At 47.7% G+C, this 26,650-nt stretch carries 22 protein-coding genes and 3 tRNA genes; 15 read left to right on the top strand and 10 right to left on the bottom strand.

What is annotated here, in order from left to right:
* Positions 1 to 1,528, top strand: a 1,528-nt coding sequence (locus CVT49_14445) for a recombinase family protein (GenBank protein ID PKK82271.1), incomplete at its 5' end; no start/stop codon positions are given.
* Here the strand turns inward: CVT49_14445 and CVT49_14450 are convergent.
* The 8 genes from CVT49_14450 to CVT49_14485 all read right to left on the bottom strand — a co-directional run bounded on the left by CVT49_14450 (position 1,520) and on the right by CVT49_14485 (position 7,994).
* Positions 1,520 to 1,594 (bottom strand) — tRNA-Asp (locus CVT49_14450). The genes CVT49_14445 and CVT49_14450 overlap by 9 nt on opposite strands.
* 118 nt (positions 1,595 to 1,712) lie before the next feature.
* Positions 1,713 to 1,786: transfer RNA gene (locus CVT49_14455), tRNA-Val, on the bottom strand.
* A 15-nt stretch (positions 1,787 to 1,801) separates the two neighbouring features.
* Positions 1,802 to 2,047, bottom strand: coding sequence for a hypothetical protein (locus CVT49_14460; GenBank protein ID PKK82272.1), 246 nt, complete (start codon positions 2,045 to 2,047; stop codon positions 1,802 to 1,804).
* Between the two features lie 36 nt (positions 2,048 to 2,083).
* A complete protein-coding gene (locus tag CVT49_14465) occupies positions 2,084 to 3,364 on the bottom strand; it encodes a hypothetical protein (GenBank protein ID PKK82273.1) in 1,281 nt (426 codons plus the stop codon).
* Positions 3,361 to 3,951, bottom strand: a complete 591-nt coding sequence (locus CVT49_14470; GenBank protein PKK82274.1) for a phosphoheptose isomerase — start codon at positions 3,949 to 3,951, stop codon at positions 3,361 to 3,363. Before CVT49_14470 ends, CVT49_14465 begins: the two co-directional genes overlap by 4 nt.
* The gene (locus CVT49_14475; protein ID PKK82275.1) at positions 3,948 to 4,706 is read right to left on the bottom strand and encodes a geranylgeranylglyceryl/heptaprenylglyceryl phosphate synthase; all 759 of its coding nucleotides are present in this window, start codon (positions 4,704 to 4,706) and stop codon (positions 3,948 to 3,950) included. Before CVT49_14475 ends, CVT49_14470 begins: the two co-directional genes overlap by 4 nt.
* Positions 4,703 to 7,357 carry an alanine--tRNA ligase gene (locus CVT49_14480; GenBank protein ID PKK82276.1) on the bottom strand — a complete coding sequence of 885 codons (2,655 nt, stop codon included), beginning with the start codon at positions 7,355 to 7,357 and terminating at the stop codon, positions 4,703 to 4,705. Before CVT49_14480 ends, CVT49_14475 begins: the two co-directional genes overlap by 4 nt.
* 1 nt (position 7,358) lies before the next feature.
* Positions 7,359 to 7,994, bottom strand: a complete 636-nt coding sequence (locus CVT49_14485) for a hypothetical protein (GenBank protein ID PKK82277.1) — start codon at positions 7,992 to 7,994, stop codon at positions 7,359 to 7,361.
* A gap of 126 nt (positions 7,995 to 8,120) precedes the next feature.
* Here CVT49_14485 and CVT49_14490 point away from each other — a divergent pair, with 126 nt between their 5' ends.
* Entirely contained in the window at positions 8,121 to 8,468 is a 348-nt protein-coding gene (locus CVT49_14490; GenBank protein PKK82278.1) for a cupin, read from the top strand.
* Here CVT49_14490 and CVT49_14495 read toward each other — a convergent pair.
* Entirely contained in the window at positions 8,465 to 11,209 is a 2,745-nt protein-coding gene (locus tag CVT49_14495) for a hypothetical protein (GenBank protein ID PKK82279.1), read from the bottom strand. The genes CVT49_14490 and CVT49_14495 overlap by 4 nt on opposite strands.
* Before the next feature lie 155 nt (positions 11,210 to 11,364).
* On the opposite strand from CVT49_14495, the gene CVT49_14500 reads away from it, so the two are divergent.
* The 12 genes from CVT49_14500 to CVT49_14555 all read left to right on the top strand — a co-directional run bounded on the left by CVT49_14500 (position 11,365) and on the right by CVT49_14555 (position 23,797).
* Complete coding sequence (locus CVT49_14500) at positions 11,365 to 11,811, top strand: hypothetical protein (protein PKK82280.1); 447 nt, start codon at positions 11,365 to 11,367, stop codon at positions 11,809 to 11,811.
* Positions 11,812 to 11,895: 84 nt separating this feature from the next.
* Positions 11,896 to 13,617, top strand: a complete 1,722-nt coding sequence (gene secD, locus CVT49_14505) for a protein translocase subunit SecD (protein PKK82281.1) — start codon at positions 11,896 to 11,898, stop codon at positions 13,615 to 13,617.
* Positions 13,618 to 13,629: 12 nt separating this feature from the next.
* Complete coding sequence (gene secF, locus CVT49_14510; protein PKK82282.1) at positions 13,630 to 14,559, top strand: protein translocase subunit SecF; 930 nt, start codon at positions 13,630 to 13,632, stop codon at positions 14,557 to 14,559.
* Between the two features lie 56 nt (positions 14,560 to 14,615).
* On the top strand, positions 14,616 to 15,269 hold the full coding sequence (locus CVT49_14515; GenBank protein ID PKK82283.1) for a hypothetical protein: 654 nt from the start codon (positions 14,616 to 14,618) through the stop codon (positions 15,267 to 15,269).
* An 89-nt stretch (positions 15,270 to 15,358) separates the two neighbouring features.
* On the top strand, positions 15,359 to 16,222 hold the full coding sequence (locus CVT49_14520) for a hypothetical protein (GenBank protein ID PKK82284.1): 864 nt from the start codon (positions 15,359 to 15,361) through the stop codon (positions 16,220 to 16,222).
* Between the two features lie 54 nt (positions 16,223 to 16,276).
* Entirely contained in the window at positions 16,277 to 17,491 is a 1,215-nt protein-coding gene (locus tag CVT49_14525; protein PKK82285.1) for a hypothetical protein, read from the top strand.
* A 109-nt stretch (positions 17,492 to 17,600) separates the two neighbouring features.
* Positions 17,601 to 18,515, top strand: coding sequence for a hypothetical protein (locus tag CVT49_14530; GenBank protein PKK82286.1), 915 nt, complete (start codon positions 17,601 to 17,603; stop codon positions 18,513 to 18,515).
* A 119-nt stretch (positions 18,516 to 18,634) separates the two neighbouring features.
* Positions 18,635 to 18,719 (top strand) — tRNA-Ser (locus tag CVT49_14535).
* Between the two features lie 332 nt (positions 18,720 to 19,051).
* Positions 19,052 to 20,176 (top strand): hypothetical protein, encoded by a 1,125-nt coding sequence (locus tag CVT49_14540; GenBank protein PKK82287.1) that lies wholly within the window; start codon positions 19,052 to 19,054, stop codon positions 20,174 to 20,176.
* A gap of 432 nt (positions 20,177 to 20,608) precedes the next feature.
* Complete coding sequence (locus CVT49_14545; protein PKK82288.1) at positions 20,609 to 22,270, top strand: hypothetical protein; 1,662 nt, start codon at positions 20,609 to 20,611, stop codon at positions 22,268 to 22,270.
* A gap of 343 nt (positions 22,271 to 22,613) precedes the next feature.
* On the top strand, positions 22,614 to 22,910 hold the full coding sequence (locus CVT49_14550; protein PKK82289.1) for a hypothetical protein: 297 nt from the start codon (positions 22,614 to 22,616) through the stop codon (positions 22,908 to 22,910).
* Positions 22,911 to 23,053: 143 nt separating this feature from the next.
* Complete coding sequence (locus tag CVT49_14555; protein ID PKK82290.1) at positions 23,054 to 23,797, top strand: NAD-dependent epimerase; 744 nt, start codon at positions 23,054 to 23,056, stop codon at positions 23,795 to 23,797.
* A 433-nt stretch (positions 23,798 to 24,230) separates the two neighbouring features.
* Here CVT49_14555 and CVT49_14560 read toward each other — a convergent pair whose 3' ends face one another.
* Positions 24,231 to 25,175 (bottom strand): hypothetical protein, encoded by a 945-nt coding sequence (locus tag CVT49_14560; GenBank protein PKK82291.1) that lies wholly within the window; start codon positions 25,173 to 25,175, stop codon positions 24,231 to 24,233.
* A 775-nt stretch (positions 25,176 to 25,950) separates the two neighbouring features.
* Here CVT49_14560 and CVT49_14565 point away from each other — a divergent pair.
* Positions 25,951 to 26,650: hypothetical protein (locus CVT49_14565; protein PKK82292.1), on the top strand; the 700-nt coding region annotated here is incomplete at its 3' end.

The raw sequence follows: 26,650 nt of genomic DNA on the forward strand, positions 1-26,650 counted from the left end.
CGCCGTCATTCGAGCCTGGGTTTTAAAAATCCAGTTGACTTCGAACGGGCGGCTACCCTATCTTAACTATGTGTCCATTTTTTTAGGGGAAGACCATATCTACGCAAGGGTATCCTCAAAGGAGCAGGAAAAGGAAGGCTATTCCATCCCATCACAGCTAAAATTGCTGAGGAATTATGCCAATGAAAAAAGATTGGCAGTAGACGAAGAATTTATTGATGTGGAAACCGCCAAAGTTACAGGAAGGACCGGATTTGACAAAATGCTTACTCACCTTAGACGAAATTCTAAGGAGATAGTAGTTCTTGTTGAAAAAACAGATCGTCTTTATAGGAATATAAAGGATTGGGTCACGCTTGACGAATTGGATGCTGAAATACATTTCGTTAAAGAGAATTTCATTCTGTCTTCTGAATCGAAATCTTCTGAAAAATTTTTGCATGGCATTAAAGTATTAATGGCCAAAAACTATATCGACAATCTTTCCGAAGAGGTCAAAAAGGGTCAAGTTGAAAAGGCAGAGCAAGGCGAATGGCCGTCGAAAGCGCCGGTTGGATATTTGAATAATAAGGAAACACATTGTATTGAACCCGATCCAAACAAGGGGCCATTTATAAAAAGATTATTCGAATGGTATGCATCGGGTGAAAATTCTCTGGAAAAACTGGCTATCAGGGCCAAAGAATCAGGTTTGTTTTCACGCAATTCTATGACCATAAATAAGGCTGGAATCCATCGAATATTGAAAAATCCCATTTACCATGGCGAGTTTGTTTGGAAGAACAAACGCTACTTTGGCTGTCATCGGCCGCTAATATCGAAAGAACTATTTGATCGGGTTCAAGCGACCTTTCAACGTGCCAATCATCCCAAAGAGACAAAACGGAATATCGCTTTGGCGGGTCTAATTAAGTGCGGGAAATGCGGATGCTCCATGACTCCTGAGATTAAGAAAGGAAAATACATCTACTATCATTGCACCCAATATAAGGGCACTTGCGATAATATCTGGGTCCGAGAAGAAGACTTGATTGAGATGTTTGCCAGTGTCGTCAAGCAAGTAAGAGTCCAGCCGAATGTTATTGATGATTTAAAGAAGGCTCTCCTGGAAAGCCAACAAGATAGAGTGAAATATCACCAAGAGTCGATTGCAAGTCTGCGAAGGAAATATGATCAGACGAGCAAAATGCTTGATCGAGCCTACGAAGATAAACTAAATGGGACGATTTCTGCCGAGATGTGGAAGCGCAAATCTACGGATTGGGAAAACAAGCTTGTTGATATTCAGAGTGAAATCAATTCTCATCAGAATGCTAATTCAAATTTCTATCAAACTGGATTACAAATTCTAGAACTGGCTAATTCTGCTTATGATATGTATTTACAGAAAAACAAAGAAGAAAAGAGATATTTGCTTGATATATTACTATCGAACTGCACCTTTTATCGCGGAACTCTTTGTCCCACATACAAAAAGCCCTTTGACATACTTGCCAAAGGGTCTATTTACAAATCAAAGCGGGGTTGACGAGACTCGAACTCGCGACCTCCTGCGTGACAGGCAGGCGTTCTAACCAAACTGAACTACAACCCCGACTATTCTTTTATTTGCAATGCGAATGTAAGCTAATTTTGCGTCCCTGTCCAGACCTCTTTTCGATCTTTACAGGTTTTCTTCTACTTTTTTTCCCTTTTGTGTTCTTTTAATTAATTGGGCAGTACTGGACTCGAACCAGTGACCCCCTGCGTGTAAGGCAGGTGCTCTAACCAACTGAGCTAACTGCCCCACTAATCCAAGCCCTTAGCCTTTAGCTTCAGCATTTTCGACAGGCGGCACGGTTTTCTTCCCGTTGACGATAATCGAAACCGGGATCAGAACACAGTACCCCAGAACAAGCAGAATCGGTGCCAGTGTTATCGAACCGGCCCATAATGAAATATAGCCAACCACAATCACCAGAATCCCGATCGCAAAGATCAGGTAATTCTTCGGTCCAAACGGCCATTCAAACCGATTTGCTTCGTCTTTTTTAGCTTTCTTTACCATTTTTAGCGCCCTATTATAATATTAAAGGCCAAATTGTCAAGCGTTTTCTACTTTTTCAGTTACTCCCATCTTTTCGGCCTTTTCTTCGGCACCCTTAACCAGATGAGCCAAACCGTAGGTCAGCCCCCAGAGAGCCATCAAAAACAGCCGAATCTCCTCGTCGGCAAAGGTTGCTTCATACATCGAGGTCAGGAAAAAGACCACCGTCCCCAATAGCAGGCCAACCGCAATACCGCGGGATAAATTATGCTTTTTGAGCTTTCCCAAAAGCTTCAATAATTTATACACAATAGCGACCCAGAAGCCGAGGAAAAATAGGGCCGCCGGAAAACCGCCATAGGCGGCAATATTAAGCAGATCATTGTGAGCGTGGCCATGGATTCGGTCATTTTCCGGATCCCGGTGATATATGTAGTTGGCCTTGAAATTGCCCGGCCCGACCCCGAAAAGCGGGTGCGCCAGCGCCATCCGGGCCGAGGTTTTCCAGATAGCCAGACGGGAGCCGGCATATTTGCCTTCCAGTTCTGTTTGAAAAGAATCCTGATAGCGCTCAAGAAGGCTCGGAGCGGTTACCGCCGCTATAATCACCAGTATAACCAGCAGGGCAACCGTAAATTTCCATAATCGCCGACCGTGCCAAAGAAGAAATATTACTATTCCGCCCAGCATGGCCAGAAGCGAGCCCCGATTGTAAGTAAAAATCGAGGCCAGTGCCGTCAACGAAAAAGCCGCATAGTATAAAATCTTGATATTGCGCCTATCGGCGTATGAGGCCAGACCAAGAAGAAATAGGGCCGCAATTGCATAATAGTTACCGAATGTCAGACGATGAGTGAAGGTTCCCTGGACGCGATAGCCGAATCCGCCCGCGGGTGCTTCCAATAGTTGTTCGCCATGATACAGGTCGAGTCCGCTGAAATGCTGCCAGATGGCATAAACCGAAAGAACCAAAGCCGAGATGGCGAATAGTTTCAGGCAGGTGCGGATGATCTTTTCATCATCGATAATATAAGCGGCCACCGGAATCATCAAAAAGAGCCACTCTTCTTTGAGAGTAAACAGTGATTGTCCGGGCGTCGGACCAACCACTGCGGCCACGGCCGACCAGAGCACGAATAAAATTATCGACAGTCCAAAAAAATCGAGACGGGGCTTCCGGAACAACCTCTTTTCAATAATGAGATTACTTAAAACCAGAAACAGGGCCAGTCCGAAAAAGATCTGCCCGAGAGCATGAGAAAACGGCGTCGAAACGAAATACCCGTACAGGCAAAAGACCGCTCCGCTTCCTGTGTATTTCCGGATTTGGTCCGTCATTGAAAAAGATCGCCTTCTATCAATTCGACCAGCAAATGTATTAGAAAAATCTGTTCTTCCTGGATTCTTTGAACCGAAGTGTGCGGCACGATGAGCTTCATGTCAACCATCGATGCCAGTCTCCCGCCGTTACCGCCAAGCAGGGCGACCGTCCGCATTCTGCTTTGCACCGCCGTCTCGACCGCGCGGATAAGATTGACGGAATTACCCGATGTCGAAATCACCAGCAGCATATCGCCCTCACGTCCCAATCCTTCGACCTGGCGGGCAAAAATTTTCTCGAAACCGAAATCATTGCCAGCAGCGGTAAGTATCGAAGTGTCGGCGCTCAGAGCGATGGCCGGTAATGAAATCCGGTTATGTTCGGCCGTAAGGCGGACGATCATCTCGGCGGCCATATGCGAACTGTCGGCGGCGGAGCCGCCATTGCCGCAAATTAAAAGCTTCCCGCCGCTGCCGATGCATGCCGTCAGGAGATTCGCCAGCTTCACCAACGGCTCGGCCAGGATCTCGCCGGTAGTACGTCTCAGGACAGCAGATTTCTCCGCCTCCTTGATTACCATCTGGATGCGTTCTTCATTTGTCATATCTGAACCTGATGAAAAGGATGCGCCGCCTGCGCAAACTCTCGCAGACTATTAAGATTTTCATTTATTTCAAAATGATTGCCGACCACCACAAATGATGCTCCCGACCGTATTTTCCGTTCGACCTGCTCGGGATTTACAATCCCGCCGCCGACCATAATCGGAAGGTCAACATATTCTGAGACCTGCTGTATCATTGATTCCGGAACCGAATTAGCCGCGCCGGACCCGGCTTCCATATAAATCAGCCTCATCCCCATATATTGCGCCGCCAGGGCATGAGCACAGGCTATCTCGGGCTTGTCTGATGGTATCGGAAAAGTGCCGGAGACATATTGCACCGATGTATAATTTCCCGCGTCAATCAGCATATAGCCGGTTGGAATCGTCTCAAGGTTGTACTCCCTTATCAGCGGCGCCCCGCGCACCTGCTCTTCGATCAGGTATTGCGGGTTGCGTCCCGAAATCAGTGACGTGAACAGTATGGCATCGACATCCGGCGATATCTGGCTGTGTGAGCCGGGAAAAAGAATCAGTGGAACCGAAGATTGCCGCTTGATCTGTCTCACGGTCTCATGAAAATCGGCCCGAATGACATAGCTGGTTCCAACCATGATAGCATCAACATCACATTCGGCCGCTCTTTCCGCGATCATACACAATTGATTGACCGCTATGCGGTCGGGATCAAGCAGGAGGAGAAAGGCTCCGCCTTTTTTGTCTTTCGTCTGGATCAGATGATCATAGACTGTCATCCGGAACTCTTTTCGATTGTTTCCCTGATCTTGTCTGCCGAGATCTTGAATATATGGTCGGCGTCGGTATCCTCTGGGATAGAACCCTGCGCAAAATTGGGCTTCCCGCCGCCGCGGCCTCCCAGTTCCTTGAGAATATCGCGCGAGAGATTACCGACATGCACCCCGGCCGCCGCGCTGGCTGATGACATAAAGGTGCGTTTGCCGTTGACCAATCCAATTGCGACCGTGATCAAGGGATAATTGGCTTCCTTGCCGCTGTCGATCCACCCGGCCATTTCTTCGGCTTCGACCCGGCCGAAATCGTTATGCCGGAACGATACTCCATCTATTTTTTCTTCGGAACCGACCGAAACCGATCCGCCGGAAAACTTCTCGGCCTTCAACTTCTTATTTTCTTTCTGGAGTTCAAGAAGCTTACTTTGTGTTTCGCCGACCGCGTCGGAAAGCTCCTCGATCGGCCGATTGGTCATTTTGCTTATTTTATCGACTGTCTCCTTCTGGCTGAGCATATAGGCAACCGCCTCGCGGCCGGTAACGGCCTCAATACGCCTGATTCCCGAAGCCACCGCCGTCTCGAGGGTAATCATGAACGGCCCGATTTGCGAGACATTCTGCACATGCGTCCCACCGCACAGCTCTTTCGAAAAGTCCGCAACCGATACCACTCTTACCTTGCTGCCGTACTTTTCTCCGAAAATAGCCATGGCGCCTGATTTCTTGGCCTTCTCCAGGTCATCCTCGACAGTCCCGACATCAAAGCCCTCGAGAATCTTGCTATTGACAATTTCCTCGACCCGCTTGATTTCCTCGGGCGTCATCGGGTTGAAATGAGAGAAGTCGAAGCGCAGTTTGTCGGGACCGACATAGGAGCCAGACTGTTTGACGTGATCGCCCAGCACCTTCCGAAGAGCCGCATGGAGCAGATGCGTTGCAGTATGATTACGCATGATATCCCAGCGGCGCGCGGTGTCAAGATACAGTTTGACCTTCAGTTCACTGATATTTTCCAGATCATCATATTTTTTCTCAATCAACTCGCCGAAATGCACGATGGCCTCATTGTAATTGAACAAATAATCGATTTTCAGCTTGAAGGAGTCGCTTTCAATCGTACCATAATCGGATATCTGGCCGCCGGCATCGACATAAAACGGTGTCCGGTCGGGGATCAACGCCACAATCTTATTGCCGCCTTCATCGAGTTCGAAGATTTCGAGGACATTCGCATCGACTTCGAATTTCTCTCTGATGAATTCGGTTTTAAGTTTATCCGAAGGAATCTTGCCCAGAATTTCACCAAGCATGTACTGGAGCTGCTCTTTCCGGCCGTCGGCAAAATGTGACGCCGTGCGCGATTGCGTTTTCTGCTGATGCATCATCTTTTCGAAACCGGCCATGTCGATTGCAAGACCCTGCTCTTCGGCCATGACACTGGTCAGGTCAACCGGGAATCCATAGGTATCATACAGCTTGAAAACTTCATTGCCCGGAATAGTTTTTCCGCCGCTGCGCTTAATCTTCGCCGTCAGGTTGTCGAAAAGCTCCAATCCGGTATCGAGCGTCCGCCCGAATGATTCCTCTTCCGAGCGGATCACTTTTTCGATATGAGTTTTCTTCTCGGCTATTTCGGGATAGACATCGCCCATCTGCTCCACCAGCGTCGGGACCAGCCGATATATGAACGGCTCATGCTTGTCGAGCCGTCGCCCGTGGCGGGAGGCCCGGCGAAGGATGCGCCGAAGAACATAGCCCTGTTTTTCATTTGACAGGCCGCCGCCGTCGGCAATACAGAAGGTGAGAGCCCGGATATGATCGGCGATCACCCGATGCGACAACCCGCGCTCGTCGGTATGATATTTTTTACCGGTAATTTCGGAAATATGCTCGATCAGTCCCGTAAAGGCATCAGTTTCATAGTTGGATTCGGCGTTCTGCATCATACATGTAATTCGCTCCAGTCCGGAGCCGGTATCGACCGACGGGCGGGGAAGAGGTTCGGTAACGCCATCGGGGCCGGTATTATACTGCATGAAGACCAGATTCCCTATTTCCACATAACGCTCGGTATCGCCGTTGACCCAGTGTTCCGGGCCGGTGCCGTATTTCTCTCCTCGGTCGAAATGAATTTCGCTGCAGGGGCCGTTGGGCCCGGTTTCACCCATGGTCCAGTAATTGTCTTTTTTGTCGAACCGCAGGATTCGTCCGTTTTTCAATTCCGGGGCGATTTTCTCCCACAGCTCAAAAGCCTCGTCATCATCGAGGTAAACGGTTGCATACAGCTTATCCTTGGGCAGTTTGAGATATTTAGTAACCCATTCCCAGTGGTAATAGATGGCTTCTTCCTTGAAGTAGTCACCGAACGAGAAATTGCCCAGCATCTCGAAAAAAGTATGATGCCGGCCGGTGCGGCCGACATTCTCGAGATCATTATGTTTGCCGCCCGCCCGCATACATTTCTGGACCGTGACGGCCCGGGGATATTCAGCCTTCTTTTTGCCGGTAAAAACATCCTTGAACTGATTCATGCCGGCATTGGCAAACATCAAGGTCGGGTCATCGAAAGGAATTACCGGAGAAGAACTGTATTTTTTATGATCCTTGCTTAGAAAGTATTCTATAAAGGATTGTCTGATTTCCGAAGTTTTAATTTTAACTTACCTCTTTTAACATTTGTTCGAATGCATCTTTTGCCGCCCGATAGCCTATCGAACGGCGGGACAGGTAATTATAAGCTTTACGGCGTGCTGTTTCAAGCTCAAATTTGGAAAAATAGCCCCAGCGGCTTTTTAGCAGCTGCAAAGCCAATGCGGTTTCATCGATATCTTCAAATAGTTCGGCCGCAACCGCTTTGGCCAGATCGGCAGGAACGTATTTCTGCTGCAGACAGCCGATTATGTAATTCTTGCCGGCTGGTTTATTCCGAAGAATCGATTCGGCAAACTCTTTTGCAAAAGCGGCATCATCTATCAGCCCCTTTTCCTCGAATTTTTCGATCATTTCCGCAATGATTTCCTTGCTGTATCCTTTCTCGAACATTTTGGCGGCCAGGTGCCCGGATGAATACGATCTACGGGAAAGCAGATAAACCAGGTATTCTTCCGCCCGCTGCAGATCCGACTGGTTTTTGATCTCATCGATCAGGTCGGCTTCGATCTTCATCCCCGGCTTGAGGCGGTATTGATCCAGAACCCGCGATGTTGCGAGGATTTCGGTACCATGGGCGAACCGGAGGAGGTAGTTTTTGCCTTTTCTTTGAATATTTTCAATATGCCCGATTTTTGTCATACACCTAAACTACGAAATCCGGGACAACATTCAAGTCAAAAAGGAACTTAAGAATGCCCTTTTTCGTTTTAAATGAATTCATTAATGTCATATATTGACATGAAGTGCTTGATTGGAGGATATATTATGCCGGTTAGAAAATACAAAGAGATCGATCGGGCCAAAATTGTGATGGATGGTGTGATCGGAACCACCAAAATGGTGCCGATCGGCAAGAATGAAGGGTGGGAAGACCACACCATGCGCGTTTTCAAAATTGCTCCGGGCGGCCATACACCGAAGCACGCCCATGACTGGGAGCATGTCAATTATATCATGTCGGGCAAGGGGAGACTGACCATTGACGGCAAAGTGCATGAAGTGGAGGCAAAAGACTTCGCCTTTGTCCCGCCCAATGCGCTTCACCAGTTCGAGAATCCGTACGGCACGGATTTCGAGTTTATTTGTATTGTGCCCAACCGTGGGGAATATTAAATATTCCCCGCCGTGGCAATCACGTAATTTTTCGTATTGAAATATTTCCCGGCCAGTTCACTGACGTGAGCGGCGGTGACGCTCCTGATTTTATCTATATAGGTGTCGTCATAATCATAACCAAGTCCCAGGTACTCATTAACGCCCATGTAATAAGCCTGATTGATGCGTGACAGGCGCGCCATCAGCGATGACCCCCAGATTGAATTGACCGCCTGCTCCAGTTCATCTTCGGTCGGCGGCTCGGTCTTGAGCCGTTCTATTTCGGCCATGATCCCGGCTTTGGCCTCATTGAAATTCTTGACCTGCGTTCCCATGCTGCAAATCATCCAGCCGAAATTCTTATCCAGCATGACCGATGACCCGACCGAATAGGCCCAGCCCTTCTCTTCACGGAGTTTCTTTTGCAGTCGATTCGAGAGAACCGCATTGGCTACACTCAGTCCCGGAGCATCGGGCGAACCCGCCGCCGGCAGCAGGTGTCCGATATAAATATACACCTGCTCTTTGTCCATTTGCTGATTGATGCTTTTCTCACCCGTGATTTCGGCCGGCCGGGCCGCGTCGATCGGCTCGAAACCGCCTCTTTTCATTGCCCCGAATTTCTTCCTGAGCATGGACATCATTTTATCGGCTGCGTAATTGGTTCCGACGGTGATAATCGTATTTTCGGGTGAATAAATTCGGCTGTGATGTTGTCTCAGATCTTCGGTGGTCATCAGTCCAATGGTCCGGAAATTACCCTCGATTGTTTTGGCATAAGGCGCACCCTCGAACAGCGCGGCATAAAATTTATTCCGCGCCGTCTTATATGTCGAGCCGCTGTCGCGCCCGAGCAGTCCCATAATCTCCGACCGGACTTGCTCGACCTCGACCGAATCAAAGGCGGGATTCATTATCATGTCGGAAAAGATATCCAACCCCCGATCGGCGAACAGGTCGATCGTCTCGAATTTCATAAAAGAAAACTGCCGGGTGGTATAGCGGTCGTCGTAGGGAATCCAGGGATTATCGTACAGGGTAACATTGGCGCCGATTGATGAGAGCGCGTTGGATAATTGCATCGCCGGGCGGGTGGTCGTGCCCTTTTCGATCATCCGGTTGACAAAATCGGTGATCCCGTCTTTGCCGGGAAGTTCGGTCGCGGAGCGGTTTTTGCCAATAACATTGAGGGCAAAAACGCGGCTGTCCGGGTTTGATTTAACGACGACCGTCAGACCGTTATCAAGAACTTCCCTGATATAATCCGCATGTCTTTTGCCGGAATCGGTTATCGGTCTGGCGTCGGGCATTCTAAAATCTTTGCCGGTATTTAAATCATAATCGGGGTACTCTTTATTCCCGAAATAGGCAGCAACTTCGGCATTATCCGGCCCGGCCGACTCGTAAAGCTGTTCTGTCTCTTCATCACCGGGAAAGACTACTGTCGCGATATAATTTGGTTTTACCAGGTAATCACAGCAGGCGGTCGCAATATTATCCACCGTGACCGAATCTATCATGTCGCGGTATTTCGAAAAGAAATCCCATCCGGTAATAGCCATTAAGGGTGCAATCGTGAATCCATAGTAATGCAGTTTTTCCGACATATAGATATCATTGCAGCGGCCGGTCACTTTATAACCCTCGAGGAGTTCCGGCGATGGCAGATTATCCACGAGATACTCGATGACCTTATCGGTAAGAACCATGATGGAATCGGCCATATCGGCCCTTTCCGTAATTATTTCGATATTCAGGCGGGTCAGTTCTTCTTTCGTGTCCAAGGCGGCCGAGACATTGGTCACAAGCGGATCGGAGCCCGAGTTGAGCGCTTTGACAAGAGGCGAGTTCTCGCGGTCGCCAAGGTAACTTTCCAGCAGGGCAAAGGCGAAATAATCGGGGTCGGTGAATGATGGAGCTTCAATCGTGTACTTGATATAGGTGGATTTGACCCGGGCAGGTGTTTTATAGACCTGCTTTCCTATAATAGGCTTGGCGGTTAATTCCGGGGGCGCCGGAAGCTCGACTTTCGGAAATTGCCCAAAAATCGACTTGACCATTTTTGTCATTTGCTCGGTGTCAAAATCGCCCATGATTAGAGCGATCATATTATTGGGCGCATAGAAATGTTTGTAATAGTCGATTATTGCTTCCCTTGGGATGTTGGCGATAGTCGATTCATAGCCGATTACAGGTTGAGAATATGGCGTTGCGGCCATTCCCTTTTCTTCGAAAAAGGCCTCTGCCGGAGCACCTTCGGCGTCATCCCCCATCTTGATCTCTTCAATGACGATACCTCGCTCCTTGGCCATACTTTCTTTGGGAAAGATAGAATTAAAGAGCATATCGGACTGGGTGGCCATGCCGTAGTCGATATAATCCCGCGGCATCGAAACCAGATAGGCAGTGAATTCCTTGCGGGTAAAGGCATTTATATATCCGCCCAGGCGCTCAATACCATGTTCGATTTCTTCCTGTGAGTGGGTGGCGGTTCCGTTGAAAAGCAGGTGCTCCAGAAAATGGGTGGTCCCATTGATATATTTATCTTCATATTTACTTCCTGCTTTGACAAAAATCAGGCTGGTTGCCATGGCGGACGCATGGTTTTCCTTCAGGATGACCTGCATGCCGTTATCAAGGGTGAATTTTGTTACCTCGCCGATGGGTTTATCGCCAGCGCAGCCTGCCAATAAAAAGACGACCAGGCAGATGGGCAATACGAAGAGCTTGGAATATTTGTTAAAGTCACATTTTTTCATTTCTTCTCCTTACTTCATTTAAACAGGTCAAAAAATATACAAAAGGGAATATGCCCCAAATTCTCCCAAATTTTATAAGTTCAAGGCAATTAAAATATTAAGCTATTTTATCCGATAACCTGAGTCAAGGCAAAAAGCTAAATTTGATTTGACAATTGGTCAATTTCGAATATATTTGTGACACCTTTATGAACTATTATAAGAGACAAGATATTAGCGAGGCAGTCAAGAGCCTTTTGGTTGTCGCCGGGTTGCTGGTAATTATCTTCTCCAGCAGCCTTCTGGTCATTATTACCGCGCCTGAGCCGGACAAGAAGACAAATCACGAAGCAATCGCAAATATCATTTTCCCCGGCAGTCAGGGCTCAATGGTCAAAAATGAGCCTTTTTCTTCCGGAAAATTATCTTTTCTCTCAATCCCGGCTGTAGTCAGTGTTCAAAATTATGAAAATTTGCGTCCCGAATCACGGATTATCGAGTATAAATCGCTTTATAATGCCGGGATCGGCCGCTTAGTATATTTGTCAAAAGCTGCTTTAATATCCCCCGAGAAGGCGCTCGAATTTACGCTTGTCGGCGCCAAACCGTCAGGTACCAGCTAAAAGCGTATTTATTCTCCCTGTCCTTAACATTATATCAATATAGTAATATTTATTAATTTATTTATATAACAAAGGAATAGTTGTATGAAAGGTCAAACCTGGCGTTTAGCCATAACCGGACTTCTAATCATCCTGGGATTTATCGGATTCTGGAATACCATCAAATTGTGGACGCTTTCCGGAAGCGATAAAACCAGAATGGAAGAGGTCAAACCGGGCTCGGTCAGTGAACTGGAGCGCAAAGCCATGCGGCTCGGCCTCGATTTGCAGGGCGGTATTCATGTTGTTCTTCGGGTCGAGATGGAAAAACTGGAGCCGGCCGCCCGGGAAGATGCGGTCGACCGCGCCATCCAGGTAATCCGTAACCGAATCGACTTCACCGGCGTCACCGAGCCTATTATCCAGAGGCAGGGTAATGATCGAATAATCGTCGATCTCCCCGGATATACCGACGCCGACCAGGCCGAGGATATTATCGGACAGACCGCCCAATTGGAATTCAAACTTCTGGAAACATATGAAAATGCCCAGATGATTTTGAGCAAAATCGATTCCGTGGTGGCCGATGTCCGTAAAGCCGAAGCAGGCAAGGAAACCACTGAACCTTCGGCGGAGAAGGCAAAGACGGAACTCAAGACCGGCGAGGCTACTCCGGTCGATCTGGAAGCTAAGGAAGATGATATTCTGGCGGAATTAATGGGTGCGGACAGTGGTGAAGTTGTCGATGATATGCTGTTCGATAGCGAAGAAAATCCGATGACGCAATATCTGGAGCCCTTCCTGCTTAATGACAAAACCAACACCCCGTGGCCCGGCTATATTGTTGCTGCCAAGGATCGTCGCGCAGTCGAAAAAATGCTTGAGATGCCTCAGGTCCAAAGGGTAATTCCGACTGAGGTCCAGTTTGCCTGGTCAACCCGTTCGGATATTCGGCAGGCTTATGAAGTCTACTATCTTTATATTCTGAAGACAAAAGTGCAGTTTCTTGGGAAATTTCTCGAAAGAATCAAACTTGGCCGGGGGCAGTTCCAGAATCATACGGTCGATTTCAAATTATCCGGTCGTTCCTCTGCCGCCTTTGCCCGTCTGACAGGCTCCAATGTCGATAAACCTCTGGCTATCGTTATCGACGCAAAGGTTGAATCGGCGCCTATGATTAATTCGAAAATCCGCAAAGACGGACAAATTACCATGGGCTCAGGCGCCACTCTGGAAGACGCCAAGAAACTTTCGATCGTCCTTAAAGCAGGCGCTTTGCCGGCCCCGGTCGAAATTATCGAGAAAAATGTTGTCGGGCCGACGCTTGGTTCCGACTCGATCAGAAAAGGACTATATTCATCCGTCCTGGGACTGATCCTTGTCCTGCTCCTGATAGGCGTTTACTATCGTGTATCCGGAGTTATCGCCGATGTTGCTCTCTTGTTTAACGTCTTCTTCCTGCTGGCGGTTATGGCCGGTCTGAAGGCAACTCTGACCATGCCCGGTATCGCCGGTATTATCCTGACCATCGGTATGTCATTGGATTCGAACATCCTGATTTTTGAGAGAATTCGCGAGGAGTTGCGAACCGGTAAAACAGTCCGGGCGGCAATCGATGCCGGTTATAGTCGGGCTTTGCTGACTATTATCGACAGTCACGTGACGACCCTGATTACCGCCGGCGCCCTGTTTATTTTCGGTTCTGGTCCTATTAAGGGATTTGCCGTATCACTCTTCTGCGGTGTGACCATCTCGCTGTATACTGCGGTCGTTATTACCAAGACCATTTTTGATATTCGCAAGAGTTATAAGACTCTTAGCATATAAGGAGAAACATCGATGTTCAGGATAATAAAAGATACAAATATTGATTTCATCGGTAATCGCGGAAAGGCCTTTATCTTTTCCGTGGTGCTGGTGCTGGTTGGCCTGTTCGCCTTTGTCATGGTCGTGCTTGACAAGGCCAATATGGGGATAGATTTTTCGGGCGGTACCATGCTGCAGGGGAATTTCGAAAATCCCATAAATATAGGCGACCTGCGTGGGGCCGTTATCGCCGGCGGTTTCCCCGAGGCTTCGATTCAGGAACTGGATCGCACCGATGTGGGCGTTTTCAACTCATACATGATTCGCGTTAAAGAAACTGTTGCGGGCGAAGAGAAAGCCGTGGACAGACTGCTGGCGATCATTAAAGAGCGCTTCCCCGACAATAAATTTCAGAAGGATTCCGAACATACCATCGGCCCCGCGGTTGGAGCCACCTTGAAGCGGAGCGCGCAGTGGGCGGTGCTGATTTCGGTTCTTGGCATGATTGCTTATATAGGCCTCAGGTTCGATTTTCGTTCCGGTGTTGCGGCGACCATTGCCACATTTCATGATGTTCTGGCGGTGCTGGGAATTTTCTATCTTATGAATAAGGAAATTACGCTGCTGGTGGTTACCGCCTTGCTGACTCTGGCCGGTTATTCACTTACCGATACGGTTGTGGTATATGACCGAATCAGGGAAAATCTGAAAAAATTCCGGAAGAAAGGCGAGTTTGTTACAACCGTAAACAATTCGATCAACGAAGTTTTGTCGCGCACTATCATGACATCAGGGACAACCTTTCTCGTGGTTCTTGTTCTGTACCTGTTTGGAGGCGAAGTCGTGAAGGATTTTGCCCTGGCCATGATAATTGGAATTATCATTGGGACATATTCTTCGATTTTCGTAGCCAGTCCAATTGTGGTCGAGTGGGAAGCGCGAAGCCCGAAGCGTTTTAAGTAAAGCAAAACACTTAAATAAAAGGCCGCCCGATTAGAGCGGCCTTTGTTTTGAGCCTTATGTCGGATAGCGCAAAAAAAACTGAAATGGAAATTAAGCTCGACTTAATCAGCGAGCAGAATTTTGTCCGCCTGCTGGAATACTTTCCTGAACCGGTCAAAATGAAGCATCAATCCAACTATTTTTTTGACACCGACAACTGGGATCTCTCGCGGTCGGGATGGGCCCTGCGGCTCCGAAAAGCAGATAATTCGGCGACTATCACGCTCAAAGGATTAATGGCGGAAGATATTGAGGGGCTGACGGTCCGCCCTGAAATCGAAGAGCCGTTACCAGTCAGACAATTCGAAGAATTCCTGAATAAGGGCATAAGGCCGGAGCAATTGCCGCCTGATATATTCTTGCTCCTGAAGGACCTCGATCCCGGTATCAGCCTGAAGAAGAGACTTCATTTTACCACTGACCGGCATATTATTAAATATACGGATGCCCCCATTCAGGTTTACTTCGAGGCTGATCGCACGCTGTATCAGGACGGCTCCACGGACTATGAGCTTGAGATTGAAATCGAGGATCGCTCGCAATTCGACAGAATAATGAGCGCCGTCGGGGAAATATTCAGAAAGCGGAATATCCCCCTGAAATTCCAGGCGGAAAGCAAATTTGCCCGGGCTTTGAAAAAAACCGGGATCGATACCGGTTTTCAGGGGTAAAATTCTATTGAAAACCTATAATGCCGATATTATTTTACCTGACCGCATTTTGAGGCAATGATAGAAAACTGATAAAAGGAGAAAACGGAATGAAAAGCTGCCTTCTTTATCTACTGGCGATTCTAATGATGACGGCTACGGCCAGTATGGCTGAGCCGATCAATAAAGCGTACCCCTTTTCCATGGAATATAACAAGGACCGCACGATACTGAATGCTTTCAGGACGCCGGCCGGATTCGAGCGGTATCCGTCAAAGAAGATGAATATATATATGGCCTGGCTGACCAACATGCCTCTCAAGCCTGTTGATCACCCGGTCGTAAAGTGGGACACACAAAAAATGATGGGCCCGGATTCGATTAACGGTGTCATTGATCTGGGGATTACTTCGATGAATCAAAAGGACCCCGATGTCGCCATCGAATTTGTCATTGAATTCCTCAGAGCAGTCAGGCAGCTCGAGCAGTTCCCCATTCTTTTTAATGATAAAGATACTGTCTCTTACGAGAGATATCTGAGCGGTAAATATGCCACGGATGCCCGTGGAAATCTGTTGTATAAAAAGGAAGGCGAACTCAGAGAATCCAACGAAAAAGAATTTTACCGCTTTCTCGAATTTGTCATGGGCCGTATAGACAATAAAGCATTACTCTACAATCTTATGCCGGTTGACGACAAAGATGTAGCTCCCGGCTGCCTTTATATCCAGTTCGATCCCAATGACCCTGATTCGATCGGTCATACGGCGATTATTTTCGATGTCGCGATAAACCAAAACAATGCCAACGATATTCTTCTCCTGCCCGGATGGGGAGGTGTCCCGGCCCATAATGTGTACCTGGCCAGGCCGCTCCCTATTGCCCCCAATAACCTGTGGTTTTCTCTGGAGGGGTTTAAGAAACGTATGTCCGAATACGGGCCGGGGAAATTTTATAAGTTTAAATTGCTGTAAAAACGGCAAAATTTAATTGTTGCCAATCAAAATTTCCGGCTTATCTTTTCCGGTATGCGCATGGAAAAGAAAGCCGGTTTTTTAATCGCAATAATATTGGTCGTTTGTTGCGTTTCTGTTCAGTCCGCGACCCTGACCGTAAGCCGCGGCAATGATCTCCAGGCCACGATCGACTACGCCTCCGACGGTGACACCATTCTGGTCGGCCCGAAAGAATTCGAGGCGGCTCCCCGGGCGTTCGTCGATTCACTTTGCGGCAACTGCACCGAGCAGAAGACGCCGGTCAATGCCTCATATGGATATATTATCAAAAACAAGTCGCTTACGATCATGGGTTTGGACCGGGCCGAATCGATTCTGACCACCAATGCCGGTTATGGAATATTTTTCGTAAATTCGCCGAATTCGGCTTTGGGCAATTTGACAGTCACCGGAGGCAAAAGGGACGCTGACGGCAACGCCACCGACGCCGCTGTGGTCGCCCGCAACTCCAATGTGCATATTCATAATGTCGATGTGATCAACAACGATCATCGTATCGACACCGTCATTGTCGGAGTCGGCGGGATCTTCGGCCGGGAAGGTGCCGAACTGTATATCAAGAACTGCCATATCGAAAACAACGGCTGGGATGGTATCGCCCTCTACCGTGGGGCTTCGGCCCTGGTCACCGATTGCATCATCAAAAACGGCCGCGGTGCCGGAATCGGAGTCACCTGGGATGCCACCTGCGTCGCTTACCGCAATATTGTCACCGGATACTGGAAAGGCATCGGCGCCTTCGGGACATCATGGGTGGTCGCGCACAATAATGCCGTCATAGATAATCTCGGCTGGGGAATGATCGCTACCGGCAGCGCTTTCATGGATATCGCCAACAATGTCGTTCATCACAACGGCAACTGCGGCGTGGCGCCCTGGTCAAGCGAGAGTCGCGGTCGTATCGTCAATAATATCATCACCAATAACGGCTGGCGCACCGAGTGGGTTTGCCCCTGTGTCGGCGTCTGGAATTATGGCGACTGGGCCAAATGGCAGTTCGGATATAATATTGTCTGGAATAACAAGGAAGGCAATTACCGCGATATCTGGGATCAAACCGACATCAATGGAAATATTTCGGTCGATCCCGGATTTGTCGGCGAGTCGGTCTTTATTTTGCGGGATAATTCGCCCGCCATCGATACCGGCCATCCGGAAATCTCCGATCAGGATGGAACCCGCTCCGATATAGGCCTTTACGGCGGCCCGCAGGCCAAAAGACACTGATATCAGTCTGTTTACAGCCTCTCAGCAGTTTTTCCTCAATATATCCTCTTTCCTGTCCGATACTTTTTTTACAGGGCAAATTTTATTGAAATATGGAAAGGAGAACATAATGAAGCGTCTGCTATTACTTAGTATTGCCGTTTTACTCGGACTAACGCTGATTTTCATGTCCGGCTGCGGGGGCAGTGATGATCCGGTTTCATCCACCAAGACAACCGGTGATCCCAATGATCCCGACCTGGCGGTAATTGAAACCCTCGCGGGAGACGGTAATTTTATTATTGATCTTCAACTTCTGGACCTGTCATTCAACCTGTACGATTCGATTCCCGAATCGGCGCCGGGTAAGTTTTCGACGGTAAACAGCGATGTCTCGAATATTATAATCAGTAATTACGAATATTCGAATTACTGGCACATTTTTACCTGCAGCGCCTATGTCGAAGAAGCGGGAGACTACGATACCACCTGGTACGCTTACGGCGGTGTTGATTCCATTCGGGCTTCCAATGATGACGGTTACATGCAGTATCCCGATTCGACCACCAGCGGCCTTAATATCCGGGCTCATTTCGGCGTCAATTTCGAGGGTATCCCGATTTCGGGCGAGCTGGCCAATCATGCCAGTTTCGATATTGCCACCATCGATTCGCTCAGTTTCATCCTTGACGGGTTGTCATATGATTCTATAATGTTCGTCGGTTTCAACGACAGTGGCACCTGTGAATTGGGTATATATTTTTACCAGGGGATAGACAATCTGCTGATAGATGAAGCTGTCCAGACTGATGTCAATGCCTGCCCGCCTCAGGGAACCATCGGCCTTAATTTCACGGTTGCCCTGGCCTGCCAGGGGACAAGTGAAGCCGATTCGCTCAATGTCAATGGAAGCTGGCTGGCGAATTTCGTTTTCGACAACGGCCTGGTTCACATGACCTATGAAAACGAAACCACCCGCTGGACCGGCACGGAAGAATGCGGCGGCACGATTGCCAAGCGGGGCTGGTTGAGTTCGCTCAAATAGCCTTATAGGGCATATTTCGAGGGATAAAAGGCAGGGCGTCCGCTTCAGTGGGCGCCCCTTTTTATTATCCTCTTGACAGATGGTAATTATCGCCTTTATTTGGCGTATCATATGCCGACGGAGGAGTGGCTGAGTGGTCGAAAGCGGCGGTCTTGAAAACCGTTGTACCGAAAGGTACCGTGGGTTCGAATCCTACCTCCTCCGCTTTGATCTTATAACTAATTGCAGGGCAGCAGCTTAACGATATGAGTTGGAAGGTTTTCAAATGGATTTCTGACGAGCCAATATCAATTTACGCAAAATGAATGACCATGAGGAAATAGGATCCCATTACATCAAAGGGCTAGTTTGAACTTCATAAGAAAAAAAACGAACTACATCGTGCTTTACGAGAAGAAGTAAAACGATTTGTTGTTTATAATATTAATGCTGTACAGTATTGAAGTGAAGATATACCAGATCACGAGTAACAAATTACGTTATATTACTCTGGTTTCTATGGACTATAAGAACATTATAAATGGAGGATAAATAGTATGAAGTATGCTGTAAGATTCTTCTGTATACTATTGCTGTATATTCCGGTGGGTTTGGATGTAGCGGCAGATCACTCACAACTGATCGAAATTAACATCAATTATAAACCTATAGTGGAATCTCAATTGGATCCCAGACCATACCAGGTAACTTCCTATGTATTACCAGAGAATTCGATTCAATTGATGGCCCCACAGACATATGATTTCCTCGGTTTACAGGGGAAAGAAAAATGTCAATTTGCGTTTTGGACTATTAATGAAAGTGTTGAAACGCGAATGAGCTTTGAATATACTGTCCCGTCAGTGGGGAAAGTGGTCGCTACTGCCTGGTATGACTGTGGTGAGGAATGTACACCTCCTCATTGCCGTCCATTTGTGAAATCTCGATTTGAGAAATTGCTCGAAGTACGTGGTATTGTTCTGGCCAAGGGCGCTTCTATTCCGAGGCTTCTCACTGTAGTTGAGACAATAGACCCACAGTCACTTGAGAGTTGTAATGGAAATCCATGTGGAATCATTATGAACACCGAAGGCGAGGAATTAACTGCAGTTACTGCAAAACAAAAAATAGAGGTAAACTTCAAGTCCGGCGAACTGATAGGAACTGTTGAATATTCCTTTGACGAGTGGCTGTATAACGGCTTCCTACAGGGAGCTGGTATCAGAACAATAGAAATTTCCCCATGGGACCGCATCAGTAGCAGAAAGGCGTATGCATTCTACAGCCAACAAACAACGTCAGTCACCTGGATTGATGAGAATGAATTTGACGATTTCCTGTATCCCATCCACGGGCCAATTGATATTCCATTATGCCAATATGTCTTTGGGCGAGAGAAATGCCCTCAATGCTCCATGGGGCCTGACGTCACTTGCGGCTATGATGTCACATTTACCAACGTGCCACACCATGAAATTCAGATATTAAATAGGAACACGCATGAAATTTTGCCAGTGAAGCGTCAGATGGCTTTTGATACAGTCTTGGTTAGCTTTGACGCTGACTTCATTAAAACGGCAGGGGGTTTGGAGAATCTATTGTTGAGATTCACGCCACGCCATGGACGAAGAATACTTTCCGGATCTCTGATGAATGTGAATGTGAAGTGGGAGGAGCGCTAACTTGACTAGGACACATTAAGTAAAGCAACGTTGTGATTGCAGGAATAGATATAGGCTAGTTGTAGGTCAAGAATTGTACTACTCTGGCAGCAAGTCAATTTTATTCGAAAAATAATCAGCCACGTTGTACTGCTCTTGGCCTACTTTCTGAGATAGGAAATTCGATCTTGGTTCGTAATCCAAAACACCATTTAATATTGCCCATGCTAGCAATATACAACTTCTGTTCAGCAACTAGAGAAATCGAGAAAAACTTCTGAACCACAGTTTTCGCGCTCACAAGTTAAAACCATTTTAAGCTTTGATTGCGCCAATTGGTTTTTTTTGTCGGAGCCTGGAGGCAAATAGTTCTTGCAAATTCAAGCTTTTTGACTATATTATAATTATTGGCAGGTCAAATAATAATAGTTACAAATAAAAACGGAGGAAGATATGAATAGGCGACGAATTCCTCAGATAATCATGTCTATTTTAGCGTTATTTGTTACTACGATTGCTATCCAAGCGGCAGTCCCCAATACAATGAACTATCAGGGGCGGCTAACCAATGATCAAGGGCAACCAGTTAGCGCCACTGTTTCTATGACATTCACCATCTGCGATGCTGAGACGGATGGCAACTCCAAGTGGACAGAAACCCATCCATCAGTATCGGTTGTAGATGGCTTATTCAGCGTCGTTTTGGGGCAAGGCGATCCAGCAGCGCCAATAATGGATACTGTGTTTTCGAGTCCTAATCGGTGGCTTGAAATTGTCGTCAATGGCGAGATAATTTCCCCCCGAACCAAACTAGCTTCCAGTCCGTATACCTTCCAAAGTGGCTGGATCTTAGAAGGCAATGTTCTATATACTGCTGGGTATTATACTTTGGCTAGAAAAGGGAACATCGTTTGGGATTATAATGGCGATCACACAAACCTGGGAGCTTTTGCCTGTACTACGGGTGTTGAAAATGGATATGGCATTCGTGATTGCACGGTTGGAGGCGGCACACGTAATGTTGCAATATTACAAGATAGTTGGACAAATGGAGGAGCAACGGTTTCCGGCGGCTATGGAAATACTGCGATTGGAGGATACTGCACCGTAGGCGGCGGTTATGAAAACACAGCAGGATCAGAGGACATATTTGGCGAACTATGTACAGTTGCTGGTGGATATTACAACAAGGCCAGTGGACACGCTGCTGCGATTGGGGGTGGCCAGAGAGATACAGCTTCCGGATATAACTCAACGATTCCTGGTGGGCGCTTATGCAAGGCCTCTGGCCGCTACTCTCTTGCAGCGGGTCGGCGGGCGAAGGCTCTTCACGATGGTTCCTGGGTCTGGGCGGACACGACGGACGAGGACTTCGAATCTACGGACAATAATCAGTTTCTTATTCGTGCAAGTGGGGGCGTTGGGATTGGCACTAATACCCCTTTATCTCCATTACAAATAGAAAGCGCCAACAATTACACCTGGGGTGTGGGTAACGGCTGGGGCGATTTTAACATCGGTGATGGAACTTACGGGCTTTGTATGGGTGTGGCTACTTCTGGAGGCGGCGCCGGCGGCGTTAGGATATGGACGGCAGGTGGTTCAGGACATATAAAATTCGGAAACTCCGCCAATGGCGATCATCTGACTATTCTCGGCACCGGCAATGTCGGCATAGGAACGACGACACCGGCTTACAAGCTTGATGTCAACGGCGACATTAATGTATCCGGGTCATATAATGTCAAGAAGGGTGGTGTCAATTTTAACCATCCCGATTATGTTTTTGAACCGGATTATACGTTGATGTCACTGGACGATTTGAAGACATATGTCTTCAAAAATAAACATCTCCCCAATGTTATCTCGGCTGATGATGTTAAGAAAAACAATGGATTCAAACTTGATGAACTATTAATCCAAATGCTTGAAAAATTGGAAGAACAGACACTTTACATAATTCAATTGAATGAAAAGACCGATAGAATCGAGGCTCTCGAAGCTGAGAATGACGAGCTCAGGACTCAGTTGTCACAATTGACATCAATTGTGGAAACATTCATGGCAAAACAAGAAGGCGGTGGAAATAAATTAGAAACACTAGTCAGTAAGTGATGCTTAGTACCGTCACGATATTTGATGTTTTCCATGGGTTATTGACTTTGCGGATGATTAATTTTCTAACCATTTTCTAACCGCGAACTACACGTAACTTCACGTAACTTGCATTAACTTGACGCAACTTGAAGTAACTTAACCAATCTTGTATCAGCGAATTACGCGTAATTCGCGGGGCCACAAAAAGTTACGCGAAATAACCTAATTCGAATCCTACCTCCTCCGCTTTTAGAGCCGGTTCGAGCGAAGCGAGTTACTGGCTCTCACGTCCTGAGTTTTCGAAGGATAAATCCTGAACGAAGTGAAGGATCGTTGGATTTCAGTAAAAAGCCGATCAAAAATGTGGTACTTATACATCCTCAAGTGCAACGACGGCTCCCTTTACACCGGTGTGACAATTAATATTCCCAATAGAATCGAAAAACACAATGCCGGCAAAGGCGCCAAATATACACGGTCACATCGGCCGGTTGAACTGGTCTATTACGAGGAGTACGAAACTGAATCAGAGGCTCGTAAGCGCGAGCGTGAGTTGAAAGGGTTGCGGCGGAAGAAAAAGGAACAGCTGATAGATGGGTTTTCTTCGGAGCGTCTTTCAGACGTCCTCAGGATCTCCGGGCCACACCTGCCGCTTTGATTCTATAACAACCCACGGCTGCGTATACGTCCCTGACATGAGTGATTGCTTAGTTGCAGCCCAATTTGCGGCGTACTACTGTAAAGTGAAACGAATGACGGTATCTAGATTTCATCGTTGTCATCAGGAGAACAAGAAGTAAGATGACCACCCTTATAGTCGGAGCAAGCGGAGCTACCGGGCGGTTGCTGGTAGAGCAGTTATTGCATCGCGGGCAGCACGTGAAGGCCATCGTACGATCAACCGACGGCCTGCTTGAATCTGTCAGATCCAACCCACGCCTGACGCTGATCCTGGCGAGCCTGCCTGATCTCAGCGATACTGAGATAATCCAACATATTCGTGGGTGTGACGCGGTGGCGTCGTGCCTGGGCCACAATCTGAGTCTGATGGGTATCTACGGGCATCCGCGTCGACTCGTGACCGATGCCACCCGCCGACTGTGTCAGGCTCTAAAGGCCACTGGCACGGGAGAACCGCGAAAATTCGTCCTCATGAACACCACCGGCAGCAGTAACCGCGATCTCCGGGAGCCGCGATCAATTGGTGACCGATTGGTCATCGGACTCATCCGTCGCTTACTGCCACCATTTGTGGACAACGAGCGGGCAGCGGACTATTTGCGGTCCCAGGTAGGACAGAACAACGAAGCTATCGAGTGGGTTACGGTTCGACCGGACAGTCTGATTAATGAGGATAAGGTGACGCCATACGAAGTGGTTGCATCGCCCACGAGAAACCCGATTTTCGATTCGGGCAAAACCAGCCGGATCAACGTGGCTCACTTTATGGCTGATCTGATTATGGATGATGATGTCTGGAAACAGTGGAAGGGACAGATGCCTGTGCTTTACAACAAGGACACCTCGCAGCGCGCAGGCTCATAGACGAGTCTCGTTGGCCCTGCCTTTCACCTCTACTGCTTTATAGATAACGGCTGTTCAAATTGTTGCAGTACTTAAAAGAAATCCACAATGCGACCACTATCACCAGTTATAGCAGGTCAGGTGCCCCGCGCACCTGACTATTTAATATTTGTTGTCTTTTTAACGATTTCAATCCCTATCCAGAATTATGGCATTTTTATAAAATCAAACCGCTGCAAAATCCGGAGAAAACATGGCTTTGGTCACTCTTATATTTCAAGACTCAATATGCCCTTTAGCTTGTGGATGCTTAAAAAGTTGCGAAGATCGTCTGATTGCCCCCGCCATTGAAGATAATTTCTATCCTATTTCTTCAGCAACATCTTCTGTAACCGCCATGTTGGCCAAGGCCAACTCGGCTGAAAGTCCCCTGTCTTCAGCAGCCATTCCTACTTCATTTCTCGTTAAGCCGCAGGAAGCGTACAGCGTTGTCGTAGAAAATATCCCGCTTCTGCTCTTCAGTTAGAAAGGTCGCTGATTCGATCCCTTCAATTGCCATTCCGATAGCCTCAGGCCACTCCATCTGGTCTGATCCAAAGAGTAGCCGCTTGCCGAAGCCGGCTACCATAAGTTCCCGCAGGTAGTCGTGGAATTCCTCCCGAGGCAGGATCCAATTGATCGTCGCGAGATCGACATAGACCTGTGGGTACACCGACATGATGGCCTTCGTTTCCTGAAGATACGGCGCCCCGCCGTGCATCAGGTAGATGCGCAACCGTGGATGGCGGATTAACACGTCCTCAAAGAGGATCGGGTTTCCGAGGGTGACGCGGAAGTTTGGGCAGCACGGGTCGTACGGTGTTCCCGGGGGGCCAATTCCCGTGTGGATCCCAACCGGAATGTCCATTTCCTCGGCCAGAGTGTAGTAGGGCTCCATGCAAGAGTCGTTCGGCGATATGCCTAGATGCTGCAGGACCAACTCGCCCAGAACTTGTACACGCCCCGCTTGTATATCGATGCGGAGTTGCGCAAGATCGGGCAACGGGTGAGCACCGTACACGAACGCGCCCGGTATGATCCTTTCGGGAGCTGCCTTGCGCCACTCGTCTACAGTTTCTGGCGGTCCACTGGCGACGGCTATAACGATGTTGTAGCGCTTGAGCGCTGCCAAGGACATGTCGCGAAGTTCGGCGCTCGTTCTCGCGGCGGACGGCTGCCCGGTTACGGGATTTAATGGGGATGGCTCTCCGTCATCCAACGGATAGGCATGGAGGTGCATGTCAATGATAGGTGGTCTCAGACTGTCGATGCCCGTCTGGGCCACGGACTGTGACAATGGCAACACCAGAACGCACAGAAGCCATGCCAATCCAGCGTATTCGAAATAGGCTTTTTCCATTCTTCAATCTCCTGATAGGGATCAAAGTATTCGGGTGGCGGTGAATCGCCAAAGATGTCCGATCTGGGGACAATATAATGGTACCTCGCGGAACTGCAAGCAGGAATTGTCGGCCCGATGCAGTCGGGAGCGCAATCCGGTCATTGATGATATCGTGAAAGCGTCATGAGGCAGAATCGCAGGAAAGGGCGAAAGCAAGATCAACTATTTATCAAAACAAATTGTCCTCCAACGAGTTCCGTCGATCATGGCGTAGTGTAATGAGACGGGTAACTCGAAGCTCACAAAAGTTTGGGGAGAGTGAGGTCCACCCCGCATACTAGTATGTTTTTGGCCTTCGATCTGGGCGCAATAGCACCTTTTCCGCACCCGGTTTGCCATAACGGTCATTTTCCCAGAATAATCAGAGTTCTATAGATGTCCTGTCCGCTTTTAGAACTGCTTGGCAAGAAGCATCATTGTACTTCGTACTTCAGTAAAAAGATCATCAATGATGTGGTATCTGTATATTTTTAACATGGGAATAGTTCCTACTACTATATGTTATAATTGACATCCCTATAGGGGCAACTGTCATACTGGCGGCAAGGGTGCCAAATATACATGATCACATCGATCGGATGAGCAGGTTCATTATGCCCAACCATTACTTAATTGGAACAATATCATCAATTTAATTGTTTTAGACGATATGCGTATCCCAATAGCAGTTTCCATATTTTTGACTATCTTGCTGCTAATATTTCAAATATCTGCCGGTGAGACATTATATCCATTGGGATATGATCTTAACAGCCGGTATTTAGTAAATTCCAATACGATCGCCATCGGCGACACGTTGATAATTAACCGAACAATAGCAAATCACGAGTCTTTCAGCATCACGGGTCTGTACTTTTCGGAAAATCTTCCGCCGCAATTCGAAGTCGCCAGTGTGACAATGAAAATTAATGGCTCGGATATAGGCTATAAACGCCATGGCCCTGTTTTGAGTTTAATCAGAGCATCCTACGACAACTATGTCTGGGAAATCGATGCTCCGGCTGACAACACTATCAATACCGTTTTAAATCCGGGGGATTCGGTTCAATTTCAGTTAAAACTAAGCTGCGATATTCCCGGAATATATTTACTACCTTTGCACACCACTGTTTTTTACAGCAACAATCAAGGCTTCCTTTCAACCTCCGACTCGATACAGATTGAGATTGTATCATCTTCAGGCACCGATACAACCCCGCCTCAATTTGTCGAAGCCTGCCCTTCGAATTTAACCGCAGAATGCAATAATATTCCTGCTGCCCTTGTAATGACGGCCACTGACAATTATGATATCAATGTATATGTTGTTTTCAATGAAGTTACTAACGGAAATATTATCACGCGGACATGGACAGCGACTGACAACGCCGGCAACAGCGTTCAATGTGTTCAAACCATAACGGTTTTAGATACGACCCCGCCGGTCATCGCAT

The organism is candidate division Zixibacteria bacterium HGW-Zixibacteria-1 (assembly GCA_002838945.1).
Taxonomy (GTDB): Bacteria; Zixibacteria; MSB-5A5; order GN15; family PGXB01; genus PGXB01.

Excerpts from the sequence above, each read along its gene's own strand:
- CVT49_14540 (PKK82287.1), top strand. The coding sequence starts at position 19,052 with ATGAAGTATGCTGTAAGATTCTTCTGTATACTATTGCTGTATATTCCG.
- secF (PKK82282.1), top strand. The coding sequence starts at position 13,630 with ATGTTCAGGATAATAAAAGATACAAATATTGATTTCATCGGTAATCGC.
- CVT49_14470 (PKK82274.1), bottom strand. The coding sequence starts at position 3,951 with ATGACAAATGAAGAACGCATCCAGATGGTAATCAAGGAGGCGGAGAAA.
- CVT49_14520 (PKK82284.1), top strand. The coding sequence starts at position 15,359 with ATGAAAAGCTGCCTTCTTTATCTACTGGCGATTCTAATGATGACGGCT.
- CVT49_14550 (PKK82289.1), top strand. The coding sequence starts at position 22,614 with ATGTGGTACTTATACATCCTCAAGTGCAACGACGGCTCCCTTTACACC.
- CVT49_14545 (PKK82288.1), top strand. The coding sequence starts at position 20,609 with ATGAATAGGCGACGAATTCCTCAGATAATCATGTCTATTTTAGCGTTA.
- CVT49_14530 (PKK82286.1), top strand. The coding sequence starts at position 17,601 with ATGAAGCGTCTGCTATTACTTAGTATTGCCGTTTTACTCGGACTAACG.
- CVT49_14560 (PKK82291.1), bottom strand. The coding sequence starts at position 25,175 with ATGGAAAAAGCCTATTTCGAATACGCTGGATTGGCATGGCTTCTGTGC.
- CVT49_14525 (PKK82285.1), top strand. The coding sequence starts at position 16,277 with ATGCGCATGGAAAAGAAAGCCGGTTTTTTAATCGCAATAATATTGGTC.
- CVT49_14495 (PKK82279.1), bottom strand. The coding sequence starts at position 11,209 with ATGAAAAAATGTGACTTTAACAAATATTCCAAGCTCTTCGTATTGCCC.
- CVT49_14515 (PKK82283.1), top strand. The coding sequence starts at position 14,616 with ATGTCGGATAGCGCAAAAAAAACTGAAATGGAAATTAAGCTCGACTTA.
- CVT49_14475 (PKK82275.1), bottom strand. The coding sequence starts at position 4,706 with ATGACAGTCTATGATCATCTGATCCAGACGAAAGACAAAAAAGGCGGA.
- CVT49_14490 (PKK82278.1), top strand. The coding sequence starts at position 8,121 with ATGCCGGTTAGAAAATACAAAGAGATCGATCGGGCCAAAATTGTGATG.
- CVT49_14465 (PKK82273.1), bottom strand. The coding sequence starts at position 3,364 with ATGACGGACCAAATCCGGAAATACACAGGAAGCGGAGCGGTCTTTTGC.
- CVT49_14485 (PKK82277.1), bottom strand. The coding sequence starts at position 7,994 with ATGACAAAAATCGGGCATATTGAAAATATTCAAAGAAAAGGCAAAAAC.
- CVT49_14460 (PKK82272.1), bottom strand. The coding sequence starts at position 2,047 with ATGGTAAAGAAAGCTAAAAAAGACGAAGCAAATCGGTTTGAATGGCCG.
- CVT49_14555 (PKK82290.1), top strand. The coding sequence starts at position 23,054 with ATGACCACCCTTATAGTCGGAGCAAGCGGAGCTACCGGGCGGTTGCTG.
- secD (PKK82281.1), top strand. The coding sequence starts at position 11,896 with ATGAAAGGTCAAACCTGGCGTTTAGCCATAACCGGACTTCTAATCATC.